Source organism: Metabacillus schmidteae (genome assembly GCF_903166545.1).
Taxonomy (GTDB): Bacteria; Bacillota; Bacilli; order Bacillales; family Bacillaceae; genus Metabacillus; species Metabacillus schmidteae.
The window spans coordinates 3190812-3208972 of sequence record NZ_CAESCH010000001.1; the positions used below are offsets into that span (position 1 = coordinate 3190812).

Annotated in this window: 19 protein-coding genes and 1 pseudogene; 2 read left to right on the top strand and 18 right to left on the bottom strand. The window is 36.5% G+C overall.

The genetic code is table 11. The features are described from left to right. The first annotated feature begins 62 nt into the window (after positions 1 to 62). On the top strand, positions 63 to 404 hold the full coding sequence (locus HWV59_RS15350; RefSeq protein ID WP_102233026.1) for a hypothetical protein: 342 nt from the start codon (positions 63 to 65) through the stop codon (positions 402 to 404). Between the two features lie 127 nt (positions 405 to 531). Here HWV59_RS15350 and HWV59_RS15355 read toward each other — a convergent pair whose 3' ends face one another. The 3 genes from HWV59_RS15355 to HWV59_RS15365 all read right to left on the bottom strand — a co-directional run bounded on the left by HWV59_RS15355 (position 532) and on the right by HWV59_RS15365 (position 3202). Further along, on the bottom strand, positions 532 to 954 hold the full coding sequence (locus HWV59_RS15355; protein ID WP_102233027.1) for a hypothetical protein: 423 nt from the start codon (positions 952 to 954) through the stop codon (positions 532 to 534). A 62-nt stretch (positions 955 to 1016) separates the two neighbouring features. Further along, positions 1017 to 2252, bottom strand: a complete 1236-nt coding sequence (locus HWV59_RS15360; protein WP_175639393.1) for a replicative DNA helicase — start codon at positions 2250 to 2252, stop codon at positions 1017 to 1019. Next, entirely contained in the window at positions 2249 to 3202 is a 954-nt protein-coding gene (locus tag HWV59_RS15365) for a DnaD domain-containing protein (protein ID WP_235991752.1), read from the bottom strand. Before HWV59_RS15365 ends, HWV59_RS15360 begins: the two co-directional genes overlap by 4 nt. A gap of 282 nt (positions 3203 to 3484) precedes the next feature. On the opposite strand from HWV59_RS15365, the gene HWV59_RS15370 reads away from it, so the two are divergent. Further along, positions 3485 to 5176 carry an MFS transporter gene (locus HWV59_RS15370; RefSeq protein WP_175639394.1) on the top strand — a complete coding sequence of 564 codons (1692 nt, stop codon included), beginning with the start codon at positions 3485 to 3487 and terminating at the stop codon, positions 5174 to 5176. A 251-nt stretch (positions 5177 to 5427) separates the two neighbouring features. Here the strand turns inward: HWV59_RS15370 and HWV59_RS15375 are convergent, their stop codons facing one another. The 15 genes and pseudogenes from HWV59_RS15375 to HWV59_RS15440 all read right to left on the bottom strand — a co-directional run bounded on the left by HWV59_RS15375 (position 5428) and on the right by HWV59_RS15440 (position 18038). Next, entirely contained in the window at positions 5428 to 6405 is a 978-nt protein-coding gene (locus HWV59_RS15375; protein WP_175639395.1) for a 3,4-dihydroxy-2-butanone-4-phosphate synthase, read from the bottom strand. A 153-nt stretch (positions 6406 to 6558) separates the two neighbouring features. After that, positions 6559 to 6813 carry a YciI family protein gene (locus HWV59_RS15380; protein WP_102232583.1) on the bottom strand — a complete coding sequence of 85 codons (255 nt, stop codon included), beginning with the start codon at positions 6811 to 6813 and terminating at the stop codon, positions 6559 to 6561. 11 nt (positions 6814 to 6824) lie between these two features. Next, the gene (locus HWV59_RS15385; protein WP_175639396.1) at positions 6825 to 8267 is read right to left on the bottom strand and encodes an aldehyde dehydrogenase family protein; all 1443 of its coding nucleotides are present in this window, start codon (positions 8265 to 8267) and stop codon (positions 6825 to 6827) included. Between the two features lie 23 nt (positions 8268 to 8290). Continuing rightward, a complete protein-coding gene (locus HWV59_RS15390; protein WP_102232585.1) occupies positions 8291 to 8563 on the bottom strand; it encodes a hypothetical protein in 273 nt (90 codons plus the stop codon). 289 nt (positions 8564 to 8852) lie between these two features. Then, a complete protein-coding gene (locus HWV59_RS15395; RefSeq protein WP_102232586.1) occupies positions 8853 to 9413 on the bottom strand; it encodes an NADPH-dependent FMN reductase in 561 nt (186 codons plus the stop codon). Positions 9414 to 9461: 48 nt separating this feature from the next. Continuing rightward, positions 9462 to 10943: an aldehyde dehydrogenase gene (locus HWV59_RS15400; protein WP_175639397.1), complete on the bottom strand. Its 1482-nt coding sequence runs from the start codon at positions 10941 to 10943 to the stop codon at positions 9462 to 9464. 15 nt (positions 10944 to 10958) lie between these two features. Then, positions 10959 to 11768 (bottom strand): alpha/beta fold hydrolase, encoded by an 810-nt coding sequence (locus tag HWV59_RS15405; RefSeq protein ID WP_175639398.1) that lies wholly within the window; start codon positions 11766 to 11768, stop codon positions 10959 to 10961. Next, positions 11768 to 12346 (bottom strand): amino acid synthesis family protein, encoded by a 579-nt coding sequence (locus HWV59_RS15410; RefSeq protein ID WP_175639399.1) that lies wholly within the window; start codon positions 12344 to 12346, stop codon positions 11768 to 11770. The genes HWV59_RS15405 and HWV59_RS15410 overlap by 1 nt, the downstream gene beginning before the upstream one ends. After that, the gene (locus HWV59_RS15415; protein ID WP_102232590.1) at positions 12346 to 13497 is read right to left on the bottom strand and encodes an LLM class flavin-dependent oxidoreductase; all 1152 of its coding nucleotides are present in this window, start codon (positions 13495 to 13497) and stop codon (positions 12346 to 12348) included. Before HWV59_RS15415 ends, HWV59_RS15410 begins: the two co-directional genes overlap by 1 nt. Positions 13498 to 13536: 39 nt before the next feature. Continuing rightward, complete coding sequence (locus HWV59_RS15420; protein ID WP_175639400.1) at positions 13537 to 14232, bottom strand: GntR family transcriptional regulator; 696 nt, start codon at positions 14230 to 14232, stop codon at positions 13537 to 13539. 78 nt (positions 14233 to 14310) lie between these two features. Then, positions 14311 to 15906 carry a BCCT family transporter gene (locus tag HWV59_RS15425; RefSeq protein ID WP_175639401.1) on the bottom strand — a complete coding sequence of 532 codons (1596 nt, stop codon included), beginning with the start codon at positions 15904 to 15906 and terminating at the stop codon, positions 14311 to 14313. A 518-nt stretch (positions 15907 to 16424) separates the two neighbouring features. Further along, on the bottom strand, positions 16425 to 16835 hold the full coding sequence (locus tag HWV59_RS27100; protein ID WP_235991753.1) for a GntR family transcriptional regulator: 411 nt from the start codon (positions 16833 to 16835) through the stop codon (positions 16425 to 16427). A 90-nt stretch (positions 16836 to 16925) separates the two neighbouring features. After that, positions 16926 to 17084: pseudogene (locus HWV59_RS27310) on the bottom strand (GntR family transcriptional regulator); the annotation flags it as partial. 236 nt (positions 17085 to 17320) lie between these two features. Further along, positions 17321 to 17545, bottom strand: a complete 225-nt coding sequence (locus HWV59_RS15435) for a helix-turn-helix domain-containing protein (protein ID WP_102232593.1) — start codon at positions 17543 to 17545, stop codon at positions 17321 to 17323. A gap of 10 nt (positions 17546 to 17555) precedes the next feature. Then, entirely contained in the window at positions 17556 to 18038 is a 483-nt protein-coding gene (locus HWV59_RS15440) for a DUF2975 domain-containing protein (RefSeq protein WP_102232594.1), read from the bottom strand. Positions 18039 to 18161: the final 123 nt, after the last annotated feature.

An 18161-nucleotide genomic window follows, 5' to 3' on the forward strand; every position in this document is an offset into this window, starting at 1 on the left:
CACTATCAAAACGAAACTTCCTACAAATAAAAACGTCTAAAAAGATAAAAAGGGAGGTTAAGATGAACAAATTAGTTTATATACAAATACTACTTCTATTAACAATAACTCTAACTGGTTGCCATTTATTTGATTCAAAGTCTGATTTACCTATCGAAATGGTAGCATTCAATAGCCTTACAAGTGAGGAATTAGAGTTAATTCCAGTAAGTCCAAAAGATTCGACTGTTAAGAAAATAGCAATTGATCATGAGAACAAACCTCTCATTAATCGTGAATATAACAAGGACGAAGTTTATTGTGTTACTTTTCATAATACAGAGACAGATACCTCCGGAACGCTCACTGTATTTGTTGATATCGATAAGAAAAATGTTGTAGGAAAAGGATTTACCAGTAAATAAATACCTTCCTTTTTCAAAAGTTTTTTAAAATTCTCCCTTGTATCTAAATATGTAAGATACATTATGTACATAATATCTTAATCTCAAGTTGTATTAGATCAACCTTTTCCAATTAATGGTGGGACACTTAACCTGTCCCCGTGTACCCGGCTATAACCGGAAAGCTTTCGAATTCTTTTCTCATTTCGCGGAATGTAATGGCTCCGTTTCCTCTGGTGAGTTGAAAATCCAAGGTGTATTCTTGACAGGTTAATGGGGCTTGATGAAATGTTTTAGAATAGAATTGAACGGCTTTTTCCTGGTTTTCAGCAAAAATAAAAACGAAATGATTTTGGCTCATCTTTAGTGCAAAAATCCTGACCTTATGAAATCCTAAAATATTCTTTTCAATCAATTCTGCTACTTTTTGATGATCTGCTTGTTCAAAGTCTATTTTGGATTTGTCATCATCCAATGATATTTTCCTTTCCTCAAGTAGATGGTAAATATAATGGGCCAATGAGGATTCCTCAGAGCGGATCGATTCCAGGTAAAGATCTTTCACAATCATGTATTAACACCTCGCCTTTTCTCCTTCGTTCTTAAAGTTATCCACGTATGATTCTGTTTCATTTACTCTTCTATTCTTCCTGTAAACTCGTTGTAATTCACCTTAATTGTTCCAACCAGACCGTTTCGATTTTTTGAGACAATGATATCAAGAGTACGATCTTTTGTTTCCTTGTCGTAATATGCTTCACGATATAAAAACAAAATGACATCTGCGTCTTGTTCAACACTTCCTGATTCCCGGATATCCGACATCATCGGTCGTTTATTGGCTCTTGATTCCACCGAACGATTGAGCTGGGCCAAACAAATGACCGGGCAATCAAAATCCTTCGCCATTGTTTTGAGTGATTTTGAGATTTCTGTTACTTGTAAATGAGCATTCCCCCCGTATGATTCACTTGCTTTGATGAGGGTTAAGTAGTCAATAAAAATAATTGGTTTTTTGTTGGGAAATTGGTTAATTAATTTCCGGGTTTTCGCTCTCATCTCAGCAATTGTTTGTCCAGCCCCGTCAAAAATCTGCATAGACGTTTCATTAAGCTCACCTATGACATCGGACCATTTCTGCTTCTGACGATCATTCAGCATTTGCTTCGGATCTCTCATTTTTCTACGGTTGAATCCCCCTGTTGACGCAATTAATCGAGTTGTTATTTGCTTTTCGGGCATTTCTAATGAAAAGATGAGTGGTAAATATCCTTCCCAACCAGACATTTTCGCAAAATGAAGCATCACATCTGTTTTTCCCATGGAGGGTCTTGCGGCTATAATTGTTACTTCTCCTCTTTGAAAGCCTCCTGTCATTTCATCAAGCTTTTTAATACCTGCTGTTGCTCCCTTCGATAATGGTTGATCTTCCCATGGAGCTTCATAAATTGTTGACAGTGCTAGTTCCAGAGGAGTGTGATCATCCATTTTCGCTTGGTTAATATTATCCAATTCTGCTATAACCTTAGAAATCTCCCAATCATTTATAGCCGCAATGTTTAAAATATTGCGCTTTTCCCTTTCTTTCCACATGTCAAGAATGAGTTTCTCCAGATCTTCAAATTTTTCAGGATCTGCATATGATTCCAGCTCCGAAAGGTAAGACATTCCACCAAATGATTCAAGATCCGGTAAAGTGGTTAAGGAGAATAAATACACATTCTTCCCCGCCTTTTTTAATTCCAACATTCGTCTCATTAACTCTTTATGACGTGTATTTTCCAGTTGTTCAGGTTGTATGACCGTATCTTTGAGAAGATATTCCGCCTTTATCAGGCTGCCAAGAAATGCTTTTTCTGCAATATTCATTCCTCTTCACCTGCTGTTATGTCAAGGTTAACATCTCTTGGGATATCTCTCCCTGCTTGGAATGATGGGGGTGATTGCCTATTTTGAGAATGAGACTTTTTGTTGTCTTGATAAGACTCTATTTCCTCAAGAGTCAGTAACGATTCATTTTCCCAGTTTCTAAGAATCCCAACTACATAGTTTAGCTTTCGCTTGTTATACGAACAGGCGATCGTTAAGGCTTTTAGCACCACTTCTTTTGGCCGTAAAAACTGAGAATCATCAAGCCAAGATAACAGCTGTTGTTTAGCATTCACGTTAGAGAAACCAAAACCATTGTTGTCCCAAAACTCGATGATTTCTTTCACATCACTTGATTTTTCCATTTGTGACTGAACCTCTTCTTCAGGTTTATTCTCTACACTTGGGTTAAAAGCTTTTTGTTTTTTTTCTTGTTCTTTTTCTTTTTCTTTTTCTTTTTCTTGCCCACAAGTCGTATAACAAGTCGTAGACGTATCGTCAATATCCTCATAAGTCATAACATTTCGATCACAAAATTTTTCATATAAGTCACGGATATCCTTTTTTTGAATAGATTCTAAAACAAAAGAAATAAGCGAGGTATCAACGACCTTTCTTAATTCAGACTCAATACAATCCAAGACAGGTTTTCCACCTCTACTCTGAATCGCTATCCCCCAGTCTCTTAACGCAACCTCTCTTGTTTCAGCATTGTAACGAATCAATTGACGATCAATTAAACTTGCCATTAACGATTCCACTTCCTCAATCGAAATATCCATATCTATCGCTATTTGCTTCTTTAATATGCGATAGATTCCAATTTGAGTTGTAAGATGATTGGTAAGTAAGTAGATGTATAAAAACTTTTCATCTTTCTTTAATTCCTCTCCAACAATCGGCGACATCCAAAAATCAGTTTTCAACATACGGTATCTTGTCATTTCCATCACTACCCTTTCATTTATAAAATGTCCTTCGCCTGTTATATATAAAAATTGAAGAAAAGAGTAGCGTAAAATTTATAGAATTTTTTTATTTTTTAGGGGAGTACTTATTACACCTCCTACTTAAAATTAAAAACGATGTTCACACTGTGTAAGAAACGTTTTCATATTTTTATAGATTTTTCAAAAATTATCATTCTATGAACAATAACCCAAACAAATAATTGAAACTATTTACCCAAGTGAATCGTATTAAACATATAAACAAATTGAAGGGAGAACATCATGATAAATATTCTAATCTTTTCTCTTATCATTGGATTAGTAACAGCCATTCTCATTATTCCTTTTAGCAAACAGAAACAGGCAAAAAAAGACAACAAAACCGGTCAAAATACTCCAAGTATAAAAATACTTAGCCTTTCACTCGTCTTAATTTTTATTGCTATGTTTGCGTTTTATTATCTAAGTAACTTAGACCGCAATATTTCTTCTTTATGGATTTTTATCATTGTCATTTCTGCATTAGGAGCAATCATTTCCACAGGTAAGGAAAGAATCGTGAAGGGTGTTATTTTCCTGGGAAGTCTTGTGTTTGGAATTTATATTCTCGCAGCCCCTCTATTTAATGCAAATGAAAAATTTGAATATGCCCAAATGAATGAAAAAGTTGAAATAAAAGCTTTTGACGAAAACAAAACACCTGCAAGTGTTCCACCGGAGTTTGCTAGAAATAAAATGAAAAAGGCATTTGGTCAGGTACCTAATACAAGTTATTATGAACTTGGAAATCTTCAAATTCAAAAAGTGAATGGAGAATTTATTTATATTGCACCAGTTGAATTTTCCGGTTTTTTCAAATGGTTAAATGGGGATGAAATACCGGGTTATTTCACGTTAAGTGCCACTGACTCTTCAGCGAATCCAACATTTATTAAAAATGAAATGGAGTATACACCTTCCGCTTATTTTAATAAGAATGTTGAACGTCATATCAGGATGAATTATCCAAAACACATTTTTTATGGTGATGTCCAATTAGAAATTGACGAAGATGGTCAGCCGCATTATATCCGTACCTATGGACAATTTGTTTCAGCTCGTAATGGTTTTAAGGTTGAAGGAATAGTCGTTGTTGACCCTAAGAATGGGGATACTAAGGCTTATAAACTTGCTGAAGTACCTTCATTTATTGATGGAGCTGTTTCACCTGAAGCAGTGAGCTTACAGAACAGTTATTACGGAAATTATATTCATGGATTTTGGAATAGTCTTTTTGGTAAATCAGATGTAAAGCTGCCTTCCGATGAAGGAACTGAAGCAAATGTGAGCCCAATTTTTGATGAAAATGGGGAGATGTTTTACTTTACCGATTTTACCAGTCCTAAAGAAGGCGTAGATTCTATGTTGGGGTACTCCCTTACAAATTCAAGAACAGGAAAAGCAACCTATTATACAGGTAATTTAGAAGAGTCTTATATGGATTCTCAAGGTGCTCTACAGATCATAGAAAAGAAATTTATTGAGAAAAAATGGCATGGAGAAATGCCGGTTTTATATAATTTTTATGGAGAGGCCAGCTGGTTAACACCTGTTTTAGACTCTAACGGATTCTTACAAAATTACTTTATTGTTTCTGCAGCCAATCCGGAAATATCTGTGTATGGTACTACCCCTAATGATGCTTTAAAGAAATATAAACTAGCCATACAAAAAGGCGGAAGTAGTGTTGATGGGACGTCTAATGCTGAAGAAAAGACTTTATTAGGTACAGTTGTCCGTGTATACAAAGAAAAGACCGGAGATTTCACGATTGTATCATTCCTGTTAGACAATCATAAAAATTTCGTCATCTCATCTGAAAATTACCCATTAGCCATTTACCTGCAAGAACAGGATAATGTGAATATAACTTATTTAGAGACAGGAGAAAATTTCCTGCCAGTAAAGGAAATGGTTATTGAGGGCTTGGAATAAATATCTAACTCGCTTACAAGACGTACCCTCTTAACTTCTGCTTAAGATTTACATGACAGTATCCTTAGGTGCCCTTCTCTCTACAAAATATTATTCACTTAAGTATTATTACAACCTAATTGTTTTTTCACACTAAAGGCTTGTATATTTTATTTAAGAGTAAAAGTAAAAAAGCCAATGGTCCTCCTATGCGTCATCATTGGCTTTTTTAAAATTATGAATTTGAGAATTAGAAGAGAATAGTTTCTCTATTAATAGTTACTTAAGACTACCTTTTTATCCACTTTATGCTTCTGATTGATCTCATCAATTAATTCATTGATTTGTGCGGTAATTATTCCATCCATCATTTCATAATCGGGATAACCGTGATGGTCATGCTCATGCTCAAAAACAATTACATCTATTTCTTTGTTTTTTAACAACGAATAATAATCTTTAAAATGCCTTATACAATTACATTGGTCGCCATTTAGGAGTTCAAACTGGCATTCACGATAGAAGATGGTGTTTATGTTTTCACTTGCCCCCAATCTTACGTACATTTTTAATAATTGATTACTAAAGTGATTCTTAACATGATAAACGAGTATGTTTTCTAAGTTACTTATACATTTATAATCTAGTATTGTCAGCCATTTTGTTCTCTCATATTGAAATTTTGCCACTTCACTAAAAGTCAAAATTGGTAGATGATAATATTGGCTCAATCGAATAACTTCATTTTTCGTTGCAATTTCTCCATTATCATTTAGAATTTCACTTACATAAGCGACAGGGGTTTTATGATTATGTTTTGCAAGAAAAACAGCTACTTCTGCAATACCAATTCGTTCAAGCATGTTTGTGTCTTTACTTACTAATGGAAAAAGATGGCCAGGTCGTTTAAAATCATCAGGTTTTGCCTCCAGCCTGGTAAAAGCTTTAATTGTATCCGATCGTTCAAATGCTGATATTCCTGTTGAGTTTGTCATATAATCAACAGACTCTGTGAAACTTTTACTATTTGAATTGTCTTCCTTTTCAAACAGATGTAGATTCAATTTCATTGCTTGTTTTTTCGTGATACATACATATGTTAAACCTTTTGCCACATGTGTCATAAAATTTATACTTTCACCACTAACATGTTCAGCTAAACCCATCAGATAACCAACTTGAGAATTCACATCATCAAATAAAATTATTAGACCTTCATCGATATTTAAAGAATCTAATTTGGTTTCCATACATATACTACCTCCTCTTTGAATCACTCATTGATGCACTTATTTCTTTAATATAATAAAGAAGGAATCCGACAAATCAGTTTCCCTCTTTTTAATCTTTCTTTTTATCAAGTTCTCTTTTTAAAATTAACTACGTATTTAAAAGCAGAATTATTAAATAACCCACTCTTTCAATTCAAGTCTACGCACTTTTTGAACAACATGAGGATCATTTTCCGCAAGTGACATGGCTTCTTCAAACGAATCGGCAATATATACAACCAATCCTCCAGATTGGTCTGAAAATGGCCCTCTTGCAAAGATCTTTCCTTGTTTATCAAGTTCTTCTAAATAGTTGATATGGAGTGGGCGTACCTCATTATTTTTTTCTATGTCAATCATGTGTAAAAAAGCTGCAAAATAAGCCATTCATTCACTCCTTAATTACGGTTCCAAACAACCAATTTCATTTCAGTCATTTCTTCCACTGCGTATTTCAAACCTTCCCTCCCGGTTCCACTTTCTTTCACACCACCATATGGCATATGATCAACACGGAATGTAGGAATGTCATTAATCATCACACCGCCAACATATAGTTCTTCTGCAACAGCCATGGCTGTATGGACATTGTTCGTATAAATACCAGCTTGCAGTCCATAAGTAGAATCATTCACGAACTTAACAGCTTCTTCAATTGTTTTTACCTTATTAATCAGAACAATTGGAGCGAATACTTCTTGGCAGGACACCTTTGAATACTTATCTGCATTAAGAATGACTGTGGGCTGAAGAATATGTCCAACAGCTTTCCCGCCTGTTGCAATCGTAGCTCCACTTTGTTTTGCCTCATGAATCCAGTTTAATGTTCTTTCAACCTCTGCTGGTGAGATAAGGGCAGATACATCTGTTTTTGGGTCAAGTGGATCCCCAATTTTTAACGTTTTTGTATGTTCTAGAAATTTTTGAACAAATTCATCATACATATTTTCCAACACATATATTCGTTGCAAGGAAATACATACTTGACCTTGATTCGAAAAAGCTCCCATTACACAGCGTGATATGACTTTATCTAGATCGATTCCTTCATCAACAATTAAAGCTGCATTTGAGCCGAGTTCCAATGTCACACGTTTTAATCCTGCCTTGTTTCGAATATCAATCCCGACTCCCGGGCTACCAGTAAAGGTAATCATGCTTACTCTCGGATCTTTCACCAGCAATTCACCTACTACCCGACCAGAACCTGTCACCACATTTAGTGCACCCGGCGGTAACCCTGCTTCCTGGAAAAGCTCAGCGATAAAAAATGATGATAGCGGGGTTTGGCTTGCCGGCTTTAGAACGATTGTATTACCAGCAGCAATTGCCGGGCCAACTTTATGTGCAACTAGATTCATAGGGAAATTAAAGGGAGTAATGGCACCAATCACTCCAATTGGCTCACGAACAGTATACCCAATGCGATTGGTTCCACCTTGAGCAGCATCTAATGGAATAGTTTCTCCGTAGATCCGTTTTGCCTCTTCAGCAGCAAACTTGTAAGTCTCAACTGTTCTAGCAACCTCTCCTAATGCTGTAGTGATCGGTTTAGCTGATTCAGTTGAAATGATGTTCGCTGCTTCATTTGCCCGCTCCTCAAGAAGACTTGCCACTTTCTCTAAAATTTGAGCACGCTTATATGCAGGCATTTTTTTCATCGTTTCCCGTGCTTGGAAGGCAATTTCAATCGCTTTACTTGCTTCTGCTTCTGTTGCAGCAGGTATTTCAGCAATCACCTCTTGTGAATATGGAGAGCGTAAAAGACTGTACTCCTTTGCTTGTATCCATTCTCCGCCAATAAGTAGATTTTTTTTTGTTACATTTTCAATCGTAGCCATTTATTTATCGTAACCTCCTTCTTTTACATAGAATGTAGAAAATAATCTTGTAGTTTAATTGTTAATCCACCACTGCCAAACTTCGGACGGAGATTTTTTGTTTCTACTTTTCCATCAAGAAATTCAAGGAAAAATAAAATGTTTTTTCGCCGTTCTAGAATATTCTGTATTCCCTGTTTGTAAAACCACGAATCGATTGTATTATAAATTCCTTTATTCAACCCATATTTCTTATGACAGAGTTGAGCAAAATCTAAATCAGTTAAATGAATGATATTATCCGGGTTTGATAACATTTTGCTCCCCCTAACAATTTAATGAATTAAATCTATTAGTAAAACAAGGCTGTCTAGAAAAAAATTTAAATATAAATTAAAAGTTGATAATTAGTTCGTTCCATTTCGCTTCAGACACACGATGCGCCGGGGAGGAAGCTGAGCCTCCCTCGGCTTTGCCTGCGGGTTCTCAGCCTTTCCTCTGCATCCCGCAGGAGTCGAGTGTCTTCCGCTTCATTCCACTATAGAGTTAGATAGATTTCGATAGGAACAGTTTTGCGATATTATTCTTTAATACAAATAAAAACTATTATTCTCTTTCACCAATTACTTCTTTCTCTAGCTTTAGAGATTTCTGCATGAAAACCAGTTCTTTTGCCAAGTTTGTTACACGTTCTATGACTTCTTTGTCTACTAATTCACCTTGTGAAAAGTGATCATTATGAGCATACACATAGCTTGGTGCAGTATAGGCACGTAAATAGCCTGCAATTGGTTTTAATTGATTTTCAATGACGAGAAAGTGCTGGTATGTACCGCCAGTCGCAATAAATCCCATTACTTTATGACGAAAAACTTTAGGATCCACTAAGTCAAATAGGTTTTTTAGAACTCCTGTAAAGGAACCTTGGAAAATCGGAGTACCAATCAGATAAAAATCTGCTGATGAAATTTTATCAATCACTGTTTTTGTTTCACCGGTATATGTAGATGGATTTCGGCCATCACAAAATTGAACATCATATTCTTTCATATCAAGAAGTTCAACTTCTATTTCCGGATACAATTTTTTTACTTCTTCTACTACTTTGTTTACAACAATTCCTGTCTTTGAACCTGTAATTGTTCCGGATATTCCTAGTAATTTCATAATAAAACTCCTCCCAACTTATTTATATGTCTGTTCGTTACTAGTAACTTATCTCATTATAAACGGATCCGGTATCGGTTCGGTTGATGTATTTACCCAGACAACTTTACTTTGGGTATAATCATGAATAGCCTCATAGCCGCCTTCTCTTCCGTATCCACTAAGCCCAGAGCCGCCAATTGGTGCGATCGGTGAAATACTTCGATACGTATTGACCCAAACAATGCCTGCTCGAACAGCTTTTGAAACACGATGAGCTTTAGCGATATCACTTACCCATATTCCTGCTGCTAAAGCATAATCTGTACTATTTGCCAATTCAATTACTTCTTTTTCATCTTTAAATGGAATAACACTTAATACTGGTCCAAAAATTTCCTCTTGAGTAATACGGGATTTATGGTCGGTGTGCTCAAAAATGGTTGGTTCAAAATACCAGCCCTTATCTAAATTCTCAGGGGGTTTCCCGCCATGAATGAGATTAGCTCCTCCACTGCAACCGATGGATACATATTGTTTTACTCGTTCTAATTGAGCTTCGGTAGCTAATGGCCCCATTTCTGTATCACTTTGAAATGGATCTCCAACTTTGATTTTTTCCACACGATCAACTAATTTTTGTAAAACCTTGTCATAAATATCAACATGTAAAAAGGCACGTGAACCTGCTACACAGCTCTGACCTGATGCTCCAAAAATACCGGCAATAATCCCCATTGCAGCATTATCAATGTTTGCATCCTCAAACACAATGTTTGGTGATTTACCACCAAGTTCGAGAGATAGCTGGGCAAAATTTTCTGCCGTATTGCGCACTATATGTCGTGCTGATTCTGCTCCTCCAGTAAATGCAACACGTCTTACAAGCGGATGGGAGGTTAACGTGCTTCCAACCGGATCTCCAAAACCAGTGACAACATTGACAACCCCTCTTGGAAAACCGGCTTCTTCAACAAGTTTCATAAGCTCTAAGAGAGAGGCTGAGGTTACTTCAGAAGGTTTAATGACAATTGTGTTTCCTGCTACAAGTGCAGGAGCTAATTTTAATGTAGTTAAATAGAGGGGTGAATTCCAAGGTGTAATGGCAGCTATAACTCCCAGTGGTTCTCTTGTTGTAAAGGCAAACATATCTTTTTTATCGATCGGCAATGTTTGCCCGTGAATCTTATCGGCAAGACCAGCAAAATAATAGAAGAATTCCGGTAAATAGGATAATTGACCACGCATTTCACGGATCAGTTTTCCATTATCAAGTGATTCAAACTGAGCTAACTCATCAGCCTTTTCCGCAATTAGATCTCCCAGCTTTCGGACTAATCGTCCGCGTTCAGTGTATGTCATACTAGCCCATTCAGAATGTAAAAATGCTTGATGTGCAGCTTGAACAGCACGATCAACATCTTCAGAACTCCCTTTCGCTACATAACACCATGGCTCTGCTGTTGCGGGATTATAGCTTGGAAAATATTCACCACTTGATGGCTCCATCCATTCGCCGTTTATAAACATTTTGTATTTTTTTAGTTCCATTATTACTTCTCCCCTTTAATTGGCGGATATCACTTGTTGTTTTTCAATAAACTTTTGAATGATTTCATTTACTGTTTCAGCATCTTCTACTGGTAACATGTGTTTCATCTTATCTACGATAATTAATTCAGAGTTCTTTATTTGTTCATGCATCTGTTTTGACATCAATGGATTTGATCCAATATCATGTTCGCCAGTCATAATTAAAGTTGGAACGTCTATTTGATGCAAAATTGGCGATAATTCCTGGTCAGCTGTTGCGAACAATGAATATGCAGCTATATACGATTGTGGATTGTTTGTTTGTAGACGTGTTTTTATCTTGGCAATTATGTCTTTTTCCGTTTCTAAAAACTCTGGAGAAAACCATCGTTTTATCGCTGGATCAATCGTTGCCAATGGACCATTTTGTTTCACCTCTTCAACTCTCGATAAAATCGCCTTTGTCTGTTCATTCGTTCGGTTCGCAACGGCACTCATAATCGTCAACGATTTTAATTTTTCCTGTTGGTGTAAGGCAAAAGATTGTGCCACCATTCCTCCCATTGAAAATCCAACAAGATGACATTGTTTAATTTGCAAATGATTCATTAGTGCTAGAAGCTGATCTACAAACTGGGAAAGGGAATAAGGACCAGGAGGATGCTCTGATCCCCCATGTCCGATCATGTCGTAGCAAATCACGCGAAATTTTCCAGATAAGCCTTTCACTTGTCTTTCCCACATTGTAAGATCCAATCCAACACCATGTATGAGAATGAGGGGTTCACCAAAACCATGTTCCTCATAATGAATCATCCCCTGATCATACATAGCAACTGCCATTAAACAAGCCCCATTTCAATCATGTCTTGATGGCGATTACCTGTTCTAGGATGTGGACGGCCTCCAGTCGATATCGCAATTGCGACAACAATTTCGTCTGCTCTAGGTGCATCAGGAATATTCGCTTCAAATGTAATATAATGAGAGCGCTCTGCATCATCATTTTTATGAATCATAGGAATGACAACTTTAGATCCGGCACCACCACGTGTATTCGTAAAGCTTAAGAAGCTTTTTCCTTTGACAGCATCTCTGAATTTATTTCCGAACTTTAATGTATGAATAAATGCTGAAGCATGCTCGATTTCCCCATCAACCCCAACAACAGCCGCTTTCCCAAATGCTTCAACATCGTCAGCAGAACCAATTTGCTTAAACAACTCGCTAACTAACAGTTCGCCAATTTGTGGTGCATATTCATCAATTTCAGGCTTTAAATCTTCAACAAAGCCTCTGTTTGCCCAAGGATTTTTAATGACTGCCATTGTTGCTACCATTTTAATTGGTTCTTCTAATGATCTGCCTCCCTCCACTCTTGTTTCTTCAATCGCTGTATAAACCTTTCTAATTTCTACCATTACACCTCTACCCCCTGTTTTTTAGTTGAAAATCTCGGCATAACTTCTTCAGTGAATAATTTTAAACTTTTCATCATCTTTTCATGTGGTAGCCCATTATGGTTTACCCATAATAATAGATTTTGAATGTTTAATTCTTCTTTCAATTCTTGTATTTTTTCAGCTACATAATCTGGTGTACCAAATAGTAAATTTCTTGGATGTAAGAACTCGTAATCCAGCTCTTGACCTGGTTTTACTTGTTCACCTGGGTCCATTAGATTGCTAAGTCCTCTCCAATGACAAATCCAGCGGTAGTTGTTAAGTACAGCTTCAGCCGCATCTTGTTGTGCTTGCTCCATAGTTTCAGCAACATACACATCACGTACTAAAGCCAAACCTTCACCAAGAGGAACTTCGTATCCACGTGCTTTAGAAGCTGTTTCACGATATAGCTCAAAACGTAATTTCAATTCCTTCACAGTTGGCATCCAGAAAATCCCTTTAATTCCCTGCTCGGCAGCTGAAACAATCGAACGCGGGGAATCAATTGTTTGCCATAATGATGGATATGGTTTTTGGTATGGTGGTGGCATAATGGATATTTTATTAATTTCATTTTTATCTAGATCCATAAAATCAGATGTTGAAGGACTCATTGGATGACTCCACTTTAATCCCTCTGGTGGGAATTGGTAGATATCTCCCTTATGTGAGAAGAATCGGTTTGATAGCGCTTTTTGTAGAATTTCTACCGTTTCATCGAACAGTGCCCGGTTTTGCTCTTGGTTTTTCGGATCAGCTAGTGTATTAAGATTTGCTGCTTCGCGACCATACAAACCGCGGGCTAACCCAACCTCTACACGTCCTTTGCTTAATTGATCAAGCATCGCAATATCTTCTGCCAATCGAAGAGGATGCCAAAATGTTGCCACATTTGCTGCTTGACCAATTCGAATATTTTTTGTGCGTGCAGCTATATCCGCTCCCATTAAAATAGGATTAGAGATTAATTCATTTCCCTCATGACCAAAGTGATGTTCTGTATACCAGATGGAATCATAGCCATTTTGATCACAATAAACTGCCTGTTCACGTGCTTCATCTAGTACTCTATCAAATTCCTCATGTCTCCCTGGACCTGCGAGGTTTGCAAAAATTCCAAATTTCATTTCCTCATCCCCTTTGATCAATTTTCATGCGTAAATAGTTTAACTTACCCCTGTGTTCTCTAGCTGTAATCCACTTGCTTTCACATGATCTCGCATGGCTCTTTCTGCTTGTTCCCGATTACCTTTTTCAATAGCTGAAAGTATTGCTTTATGTTCATTTAGTGAATTCTCCAAACGCTTTGGATTTTCAATTGTGAGATAAACATAGCGATTGTAAGGGATCTGATTTAGTAGCAAATTAAGCAAATAACTTAATTTAGAATTATCTGCTCCTGTTAAAATCGCTTGGTGAAACGTTGTATTAGCATGAACATAAAGTTTATTGTTGGACTCTTGTATCGCTTTTTCCATACCATTGATCGTTGATTGTAAGTGATTGATGATGTCTCTGTTTCTATTTTCAGCTAATAATCCGGCTGCAAGCCCCTCAAGAACCTCCTTGACTCTAAACAATTCTTTTAGTTCTTTTTCAGTCGGTTTTGCTACACATGTTCCTACACGAGGAATAATTTCAACCAAGCCTTCCCTTTCTAATTGTTTTAAAGCTTCTCTGATTGGTGTTCGGCTAACTTGGTAGTATTCAGATAAAGTTATCTCAGACAATTTCTGTCCAGGCTCATATTCTCCATTCACAATTGCATCACGAATTGCATTTGAAACCTGCGCTGTAATACTTGTTGTTAAAATTCCAACGATAGAAATCCCTCCTTTCACATAAGACGTTACATGTACCATGTACCATACAAGATTAATTACAATTATAGGAACTATCTTCCACTTCGTCAACTCTAATTTTTTGAAAATTTAAATCTCTTAAATCTCTGTTACTTTTATACTAGGTTTATCAGGAGAACTAACGACATTTTCTTCATGATTGCTAATAATTCCTTGTTCCTTTGCCATAACTTTTGCAATCCTAGGTGCGTGCCATAGTAATGGCAGCATAATAATTGAAACGGGTACAGCTGCTATAACTACAAATGATTGTAATGCACTTATTCCTCCACCGCCAATTTTGATTAAGATGATGGCAATAATGGCCATAACCAATGCCCAAAATACCCTGATTATTTTTGGAGGATCTCCTTCTCCCGTTACACTCATGGCAATTGAGTAGGACATGGAGTCGACGGTTGTCACAACAAATAGAATGGTTAATATCAAGAATACACTTGGCATAATGGAACCTAATGGCATATTATTTGCGATTGCAATGATCGCAGCTGGTAATCCATTTTCAAATAATGGCCCGCTAATTGAACCTGGGTTTTCTAATTCATATGAAATTCCTGTCCCACCTAAAATGGTAAACCAAAAGTTAGTCGTCAAAGATGCAACAACCGACACCACCAGGAACACTTCTCTTATTGTGCGGCCACGGGAAATTCTTGCTACAAGTAACGCAACTAATGGACCAAAACCAATAAACCACCCAAAGAAAAACAGCATCCAATATCCTAACCATTCCTGATCCCCTCTATATGTACTGATCGTTATAAATTCAGACATGTAGGTTCCAAAGGAAGAAACAAAAGAATCAACAATAAATTGACCTGGTCCAAACAGCAATAAAAAGATTCCAATGGCTACAGCTATTGTTACATTCAAATTACTCAACCATTGAATTCCTTTTTCAATACCAGTTAAAGTAGAAAATAGAACAACAATCGTTAGCAAAACAATGATTAACACCTGTGTTGTATAATTATCTGCCCATCCAAATATCGAATTAACACCATAACTTACTTGTAAACCAAGAAATCCTATTGGCCCAATCGTCCCTGCTGCTGCGCCAATAATACAGGCAACATCAGCAAATGTCCCCCATGCACTCGTTTTTATTTTCTCCCCGAAAATCGGATACAAAAGTGTTCTCGGTTTCAATGGCATTCCTTTATTATGATGTGCATACATGATGACGAGTGTACTAATAGCTCCATAGATGGCCCAAGCTGTAAATCCCCATGACATATAGCTTTGAGCTAATGCAGGACCAATCGCTGCCGACGTCGCTGCTTCAATTCCAGTATGCATTGGAGGAACTTCCATAAAGTAGTAGATCGGCTCAGCTGCTGCCCAGAAAACTCCCCCCGCTCCCAGTCCAGAAGTCACAATAATTGCTGTCCATTTTAAAAAACTAGTTTCCGGTTTTGATATATTCCCAAGGCGTACTTTTCCATACCTAGACAGTGATAATCCTAACCCTACGATAAAAGTGGCGATGAGCAATAATTGCCAATAGGCTCCAAAATATTTAATAGATAAATCAAACCCTTTATTTACAAGCCATGAAATACCCTCCACGTTAAAAACTGACAAAAGGACAAAGAGTAAAAGAATACCACCACTTAGAAGAAAAACCGGCCAATCAACCTTTGTTTTTACGTTGCCTCCTAGTACCTTCTTCATCGTTTACCTCCCCAATATTGTCTTGATCAACCAACTCACAGTTATACAATACCATAATCCCAGCAATAAAGAATACGCTTACATTATATTTTTTCACAATCAACTCCTTTCTGTTTTTATATAATATTCCTTTTTATATTAACACATTACATGTACCATACAAGATAAAATAATATAAAACCTCTAAATTGTCAATAAATTCTGAAAGTTAATGCCGGCATTTATCTGAAAACTACCTCAACCTTTACTACTACTTCATTCTAGTAATATTTCACAAGTTGGGAAAGGATCTTGTCAACTTTAGTTACCTATTTTTTTAAAAAGCCTAGGTAGATTGACGGCGGATATGCGAAGTTTCTGCAAAAACTGTGGGAGCCTCAATCATTTAAGCACAACTTATTACTCTAGCAATAAAGTTATTGTATACAAAATAGATTAATAATAAAGCAACCTTACAACATGATGTTATAAAGTTGCTCTATAACCGAGTATTGGGTGTCACAACAATTAAAAAAGAATTAAATTTCTTTGTTCTCCAATTGCAATCCACTTAATTTCACATGTTCACGCATCTTTTTCTCAGCAAGTAGCTGGTCTCCTTTTTCAATAGCAGCTAAAATAGCCTTATGTTCACTTAACGATTTCTTTAATCTTTTTGGATCTTCAATTGTCAGGTAAACATAGCGATTATACGGTATTTGATTGAGTAACAAATTCAACATAAAACTCAGCTTTGAATTATCTGCACCATCTAAAATCGCTTTATGGAATGTTGTATTAGCTTCGACATATTGTTTATTATCTGACTTAGCAATTGCCTCTTCCATCTCATCAACTGAGTTCTTAAGGGTTTCAACATCCTCTTTTCTTCCATTTTCGGCTACTAACCTTGCAGCAAGTCCTTCCAACACTTCCTTGACTTTGAACAATTCATTCAATTCTTTTTCAGTAGGCTTAGTTACACAAGTTCCTACTCTTGGAATGATATCAACCAGACCTTCTCTTTCTAATTGCTTTAAAGCCTCTCTTACCGGTGTTCGGCTGACTTTATAATATTCCGATAAATTAACCTCTGATAATTTTTGACCAGGTTCATACTCTCCACTTACGATGGCCTCTCGAATCGCATTTGTGACCTGAGAAGTTATACTTGTTGTTAATATATCACTAATAATAATCCCTCATTTCTACACGTAACATGTACCATACAAGAATAGTTTAATTGTATTATAAAGGAAAAAATAAATAACATCAATTGGGTTTGGAATTCGGATTGACAGGATTTTTTGTTTATTTTCATAGTAACAATACCATATTTATGTTTTACATTTGAGTATTCGGGGATTCAGGTCTTTATAAAAAGATGAGGAAAAACTAACTTAGCGACACCTAAGAAGTGTCGCTAAGTTTGTATTTATGTATCTTGAGTGTCATCATCACTTCTATATTCTAATATATCCCCGGGCTGACAATCTAAAGCCTTACAAATTGCCTCCAGAGTAGAAAATCGTACTGCTTTTGCCTTGCCATTTTTCAATATCGAAAGGTTAGCCATCGTGATGCCAACTCTCTCCGAAAGTTCCGTAACACTCATTTTCCGTTTCGCCAACATCACATCAATATTGATGATAATTGCCATGTAATTCACCTCAGACCGTAAAGTCATTTTCTGATTTTATATCGATCGCCTCTTGTAAAAGCCTTTGGAGCACAGCTGCAAAGACTGCAATGACCATAGACGCAAAGATAACGACTAATCCAATGACAATGATACCTGGAGCGTCATCAACTTCTGCCATTAAATAAAAAAGCGGCATTCCTGCAGCATAAAAAATACAGATTGCAACCGCACAAAACTTTATCTTATGTAACGCTCTCACAGATAAATCCGAAAAAGCCTTGTTGCCATCTATATAGTTCAAAAGTTTAAAAGCTTGATACAGAGCATAATAAAAAGGGATAGCTGATGCATACAAATCAATTAGTACTAGATATTTGATATAAGGAAAATCAGGAAACAATTCTGCTGCAAAAATTCCTATCTCAGGCACTAAAAAAATACAAATAGCGAGAACTGGTAATCCAATAAGGATAACAGCGATCTTTAAAAATAATGTTGTTCCTCGGTTCATAAGAAACACCTCACAGATTTATTGTACAATAAATTATCATACGTGATTTAGTGAATTTCGACAAAATATTATATATTTTATATGTCTATACTTAAACCGTTAGATCATTTTCTACCTGTCTAA

What these genes read in the sequence shown, in the direction of transcription:
- HWV59_RS15350 (WP_102233026.1), top strand. Translation starts at nt 63, where the DNA reads ATGAACAAATTAGTTTATATACAAATACTACTTCTATTAACAATAACT.
- HWV59_RS15355 (WP_102233027.1), bottom strand. Translation starts at nt 954, where the DNA reads ATGATTGTGAAAGATCTTTACCTGGAATCGATCCGCTCTGAGGAATCC.
- HWV59_RS15360 (WP_175639393.1), bottom strand. Translation starts at nt 2,252, where the DNA reads ATGAATATTGCAGAAAAAGCATTTCTTGGCAGCCTGATAAAGGCGGAA.
- HWV59_RS15365 (WP_235991752.1), bottom strand. Translation starts at nt 3,202, where the DNA reads ATGGAAATGACAAGATACCGTATGTTGAAAACTGATTTTTGGATGTCG.
- HWV59_RS15370 (WP_175639394.1), top strand. Translation starts at nt 3,485, where the DNA reads ATGATAAATATTCTAATCTTTTCTCTTATCATTGGATTAGTAACAGCC.
- HWV59_RS15375 (WP_175639395.1), bottom strand. Translation starts at nt 6,405, where the DNA reads ATGGAAACCAAATTAGATTCTTTAAATATCGATGAAGGTCTAATAATT.
- HWV59_RS15380 (WP_102232583.1), bottom strand. Translation starts at nt 6,813, where the DNA reads ATGGCTTATTTTGCAGCTTTTTTACACATGATTGACATAGAAAAAAAT.
- HWV59_RS15385 (WP_175639396.1), bottom strand. Translation starts at nt 8,267, where the DNA reads ATGGCTACGATTGAAAATGTAACAAAAAAAAATCTACTTATTGGCGGA.
- HWV59_RS15390 (WP_102232585.1), bottom strand. Translation starts at nt 8,563, where the DNA reads ATGTTATCAAACCCGGATAATATCATTCATTTAACTGATTTAGATTTT.
- HWV59_RS15395 (WP_102232586.1), bottom strand. Translation starts at nt 9,413, where the DNA reads ATGAAATTACTAGGAATATCCGGAACAATTACAGGTTCAAAGACAGGA.
- HWV59_RS15400 (WP_175639397.1), bottom strand. Translation starts at nt 10,943, where the DNA reads ATGGAACTAAAAAAATACAAAATGTTTATAAACGGCGAATGGATGGAG.
- HWV59_RS15405 (WP_175639398.1), bottom strand. Translation starts at nt 11,768, where the DNA reads ATGGCAGTTGCTATGTATGATCAGGGGATGATTCATTATGAGGAACAT.
- HWV59_RS15410 (WP_175639399.1), bottom strand. Translation starts at nt 12,346, where the DNA reads ATGGTAGAAATTAGAAAGGTTTATACAGCGATTGAAGAAACAAGAGTG.
- HWV59_RS15415 (WP_102232590.1), bottom strand. Translation starts at nt 13,497, where the DNA reads ATGAAATTTGGAATTTTTGCAAACCTCGCAGGTCCAGGGAGACATGAG.
- HWV59_RS15420 (WP_175639400.1), bottom strand. Translation starts at nt 14,232, where the DNA reads ATGGTACATGTAACGTCTTATGTGAAAGGAGGGATTTCTATCGTTGGA.
- HWV59_RS15425 (WP_175639401.1), bottom strand. Translation starts at nt 15,906, where the DNA reads ATGAAGAAGGTACTAGGAGGCAACGTAAAAACAAAGGTTGATTGGCCG.
- HWV59_RS15435 (WP_102232593.1), bottom strand. Translation starts at nt 17,545, where the DNA reads ATGGCAATTATCATCAATATTGATGTGATGTTGGCGAAACGGAAAATG.
- HWV59_RS15440 (WP_102232594.1), bottom strand. Translation starts at nt 18,038, where the DNA reads ATGAACCGAGGAACAACATTATTTTTAAAGATCGCTGTTATCCTTATT.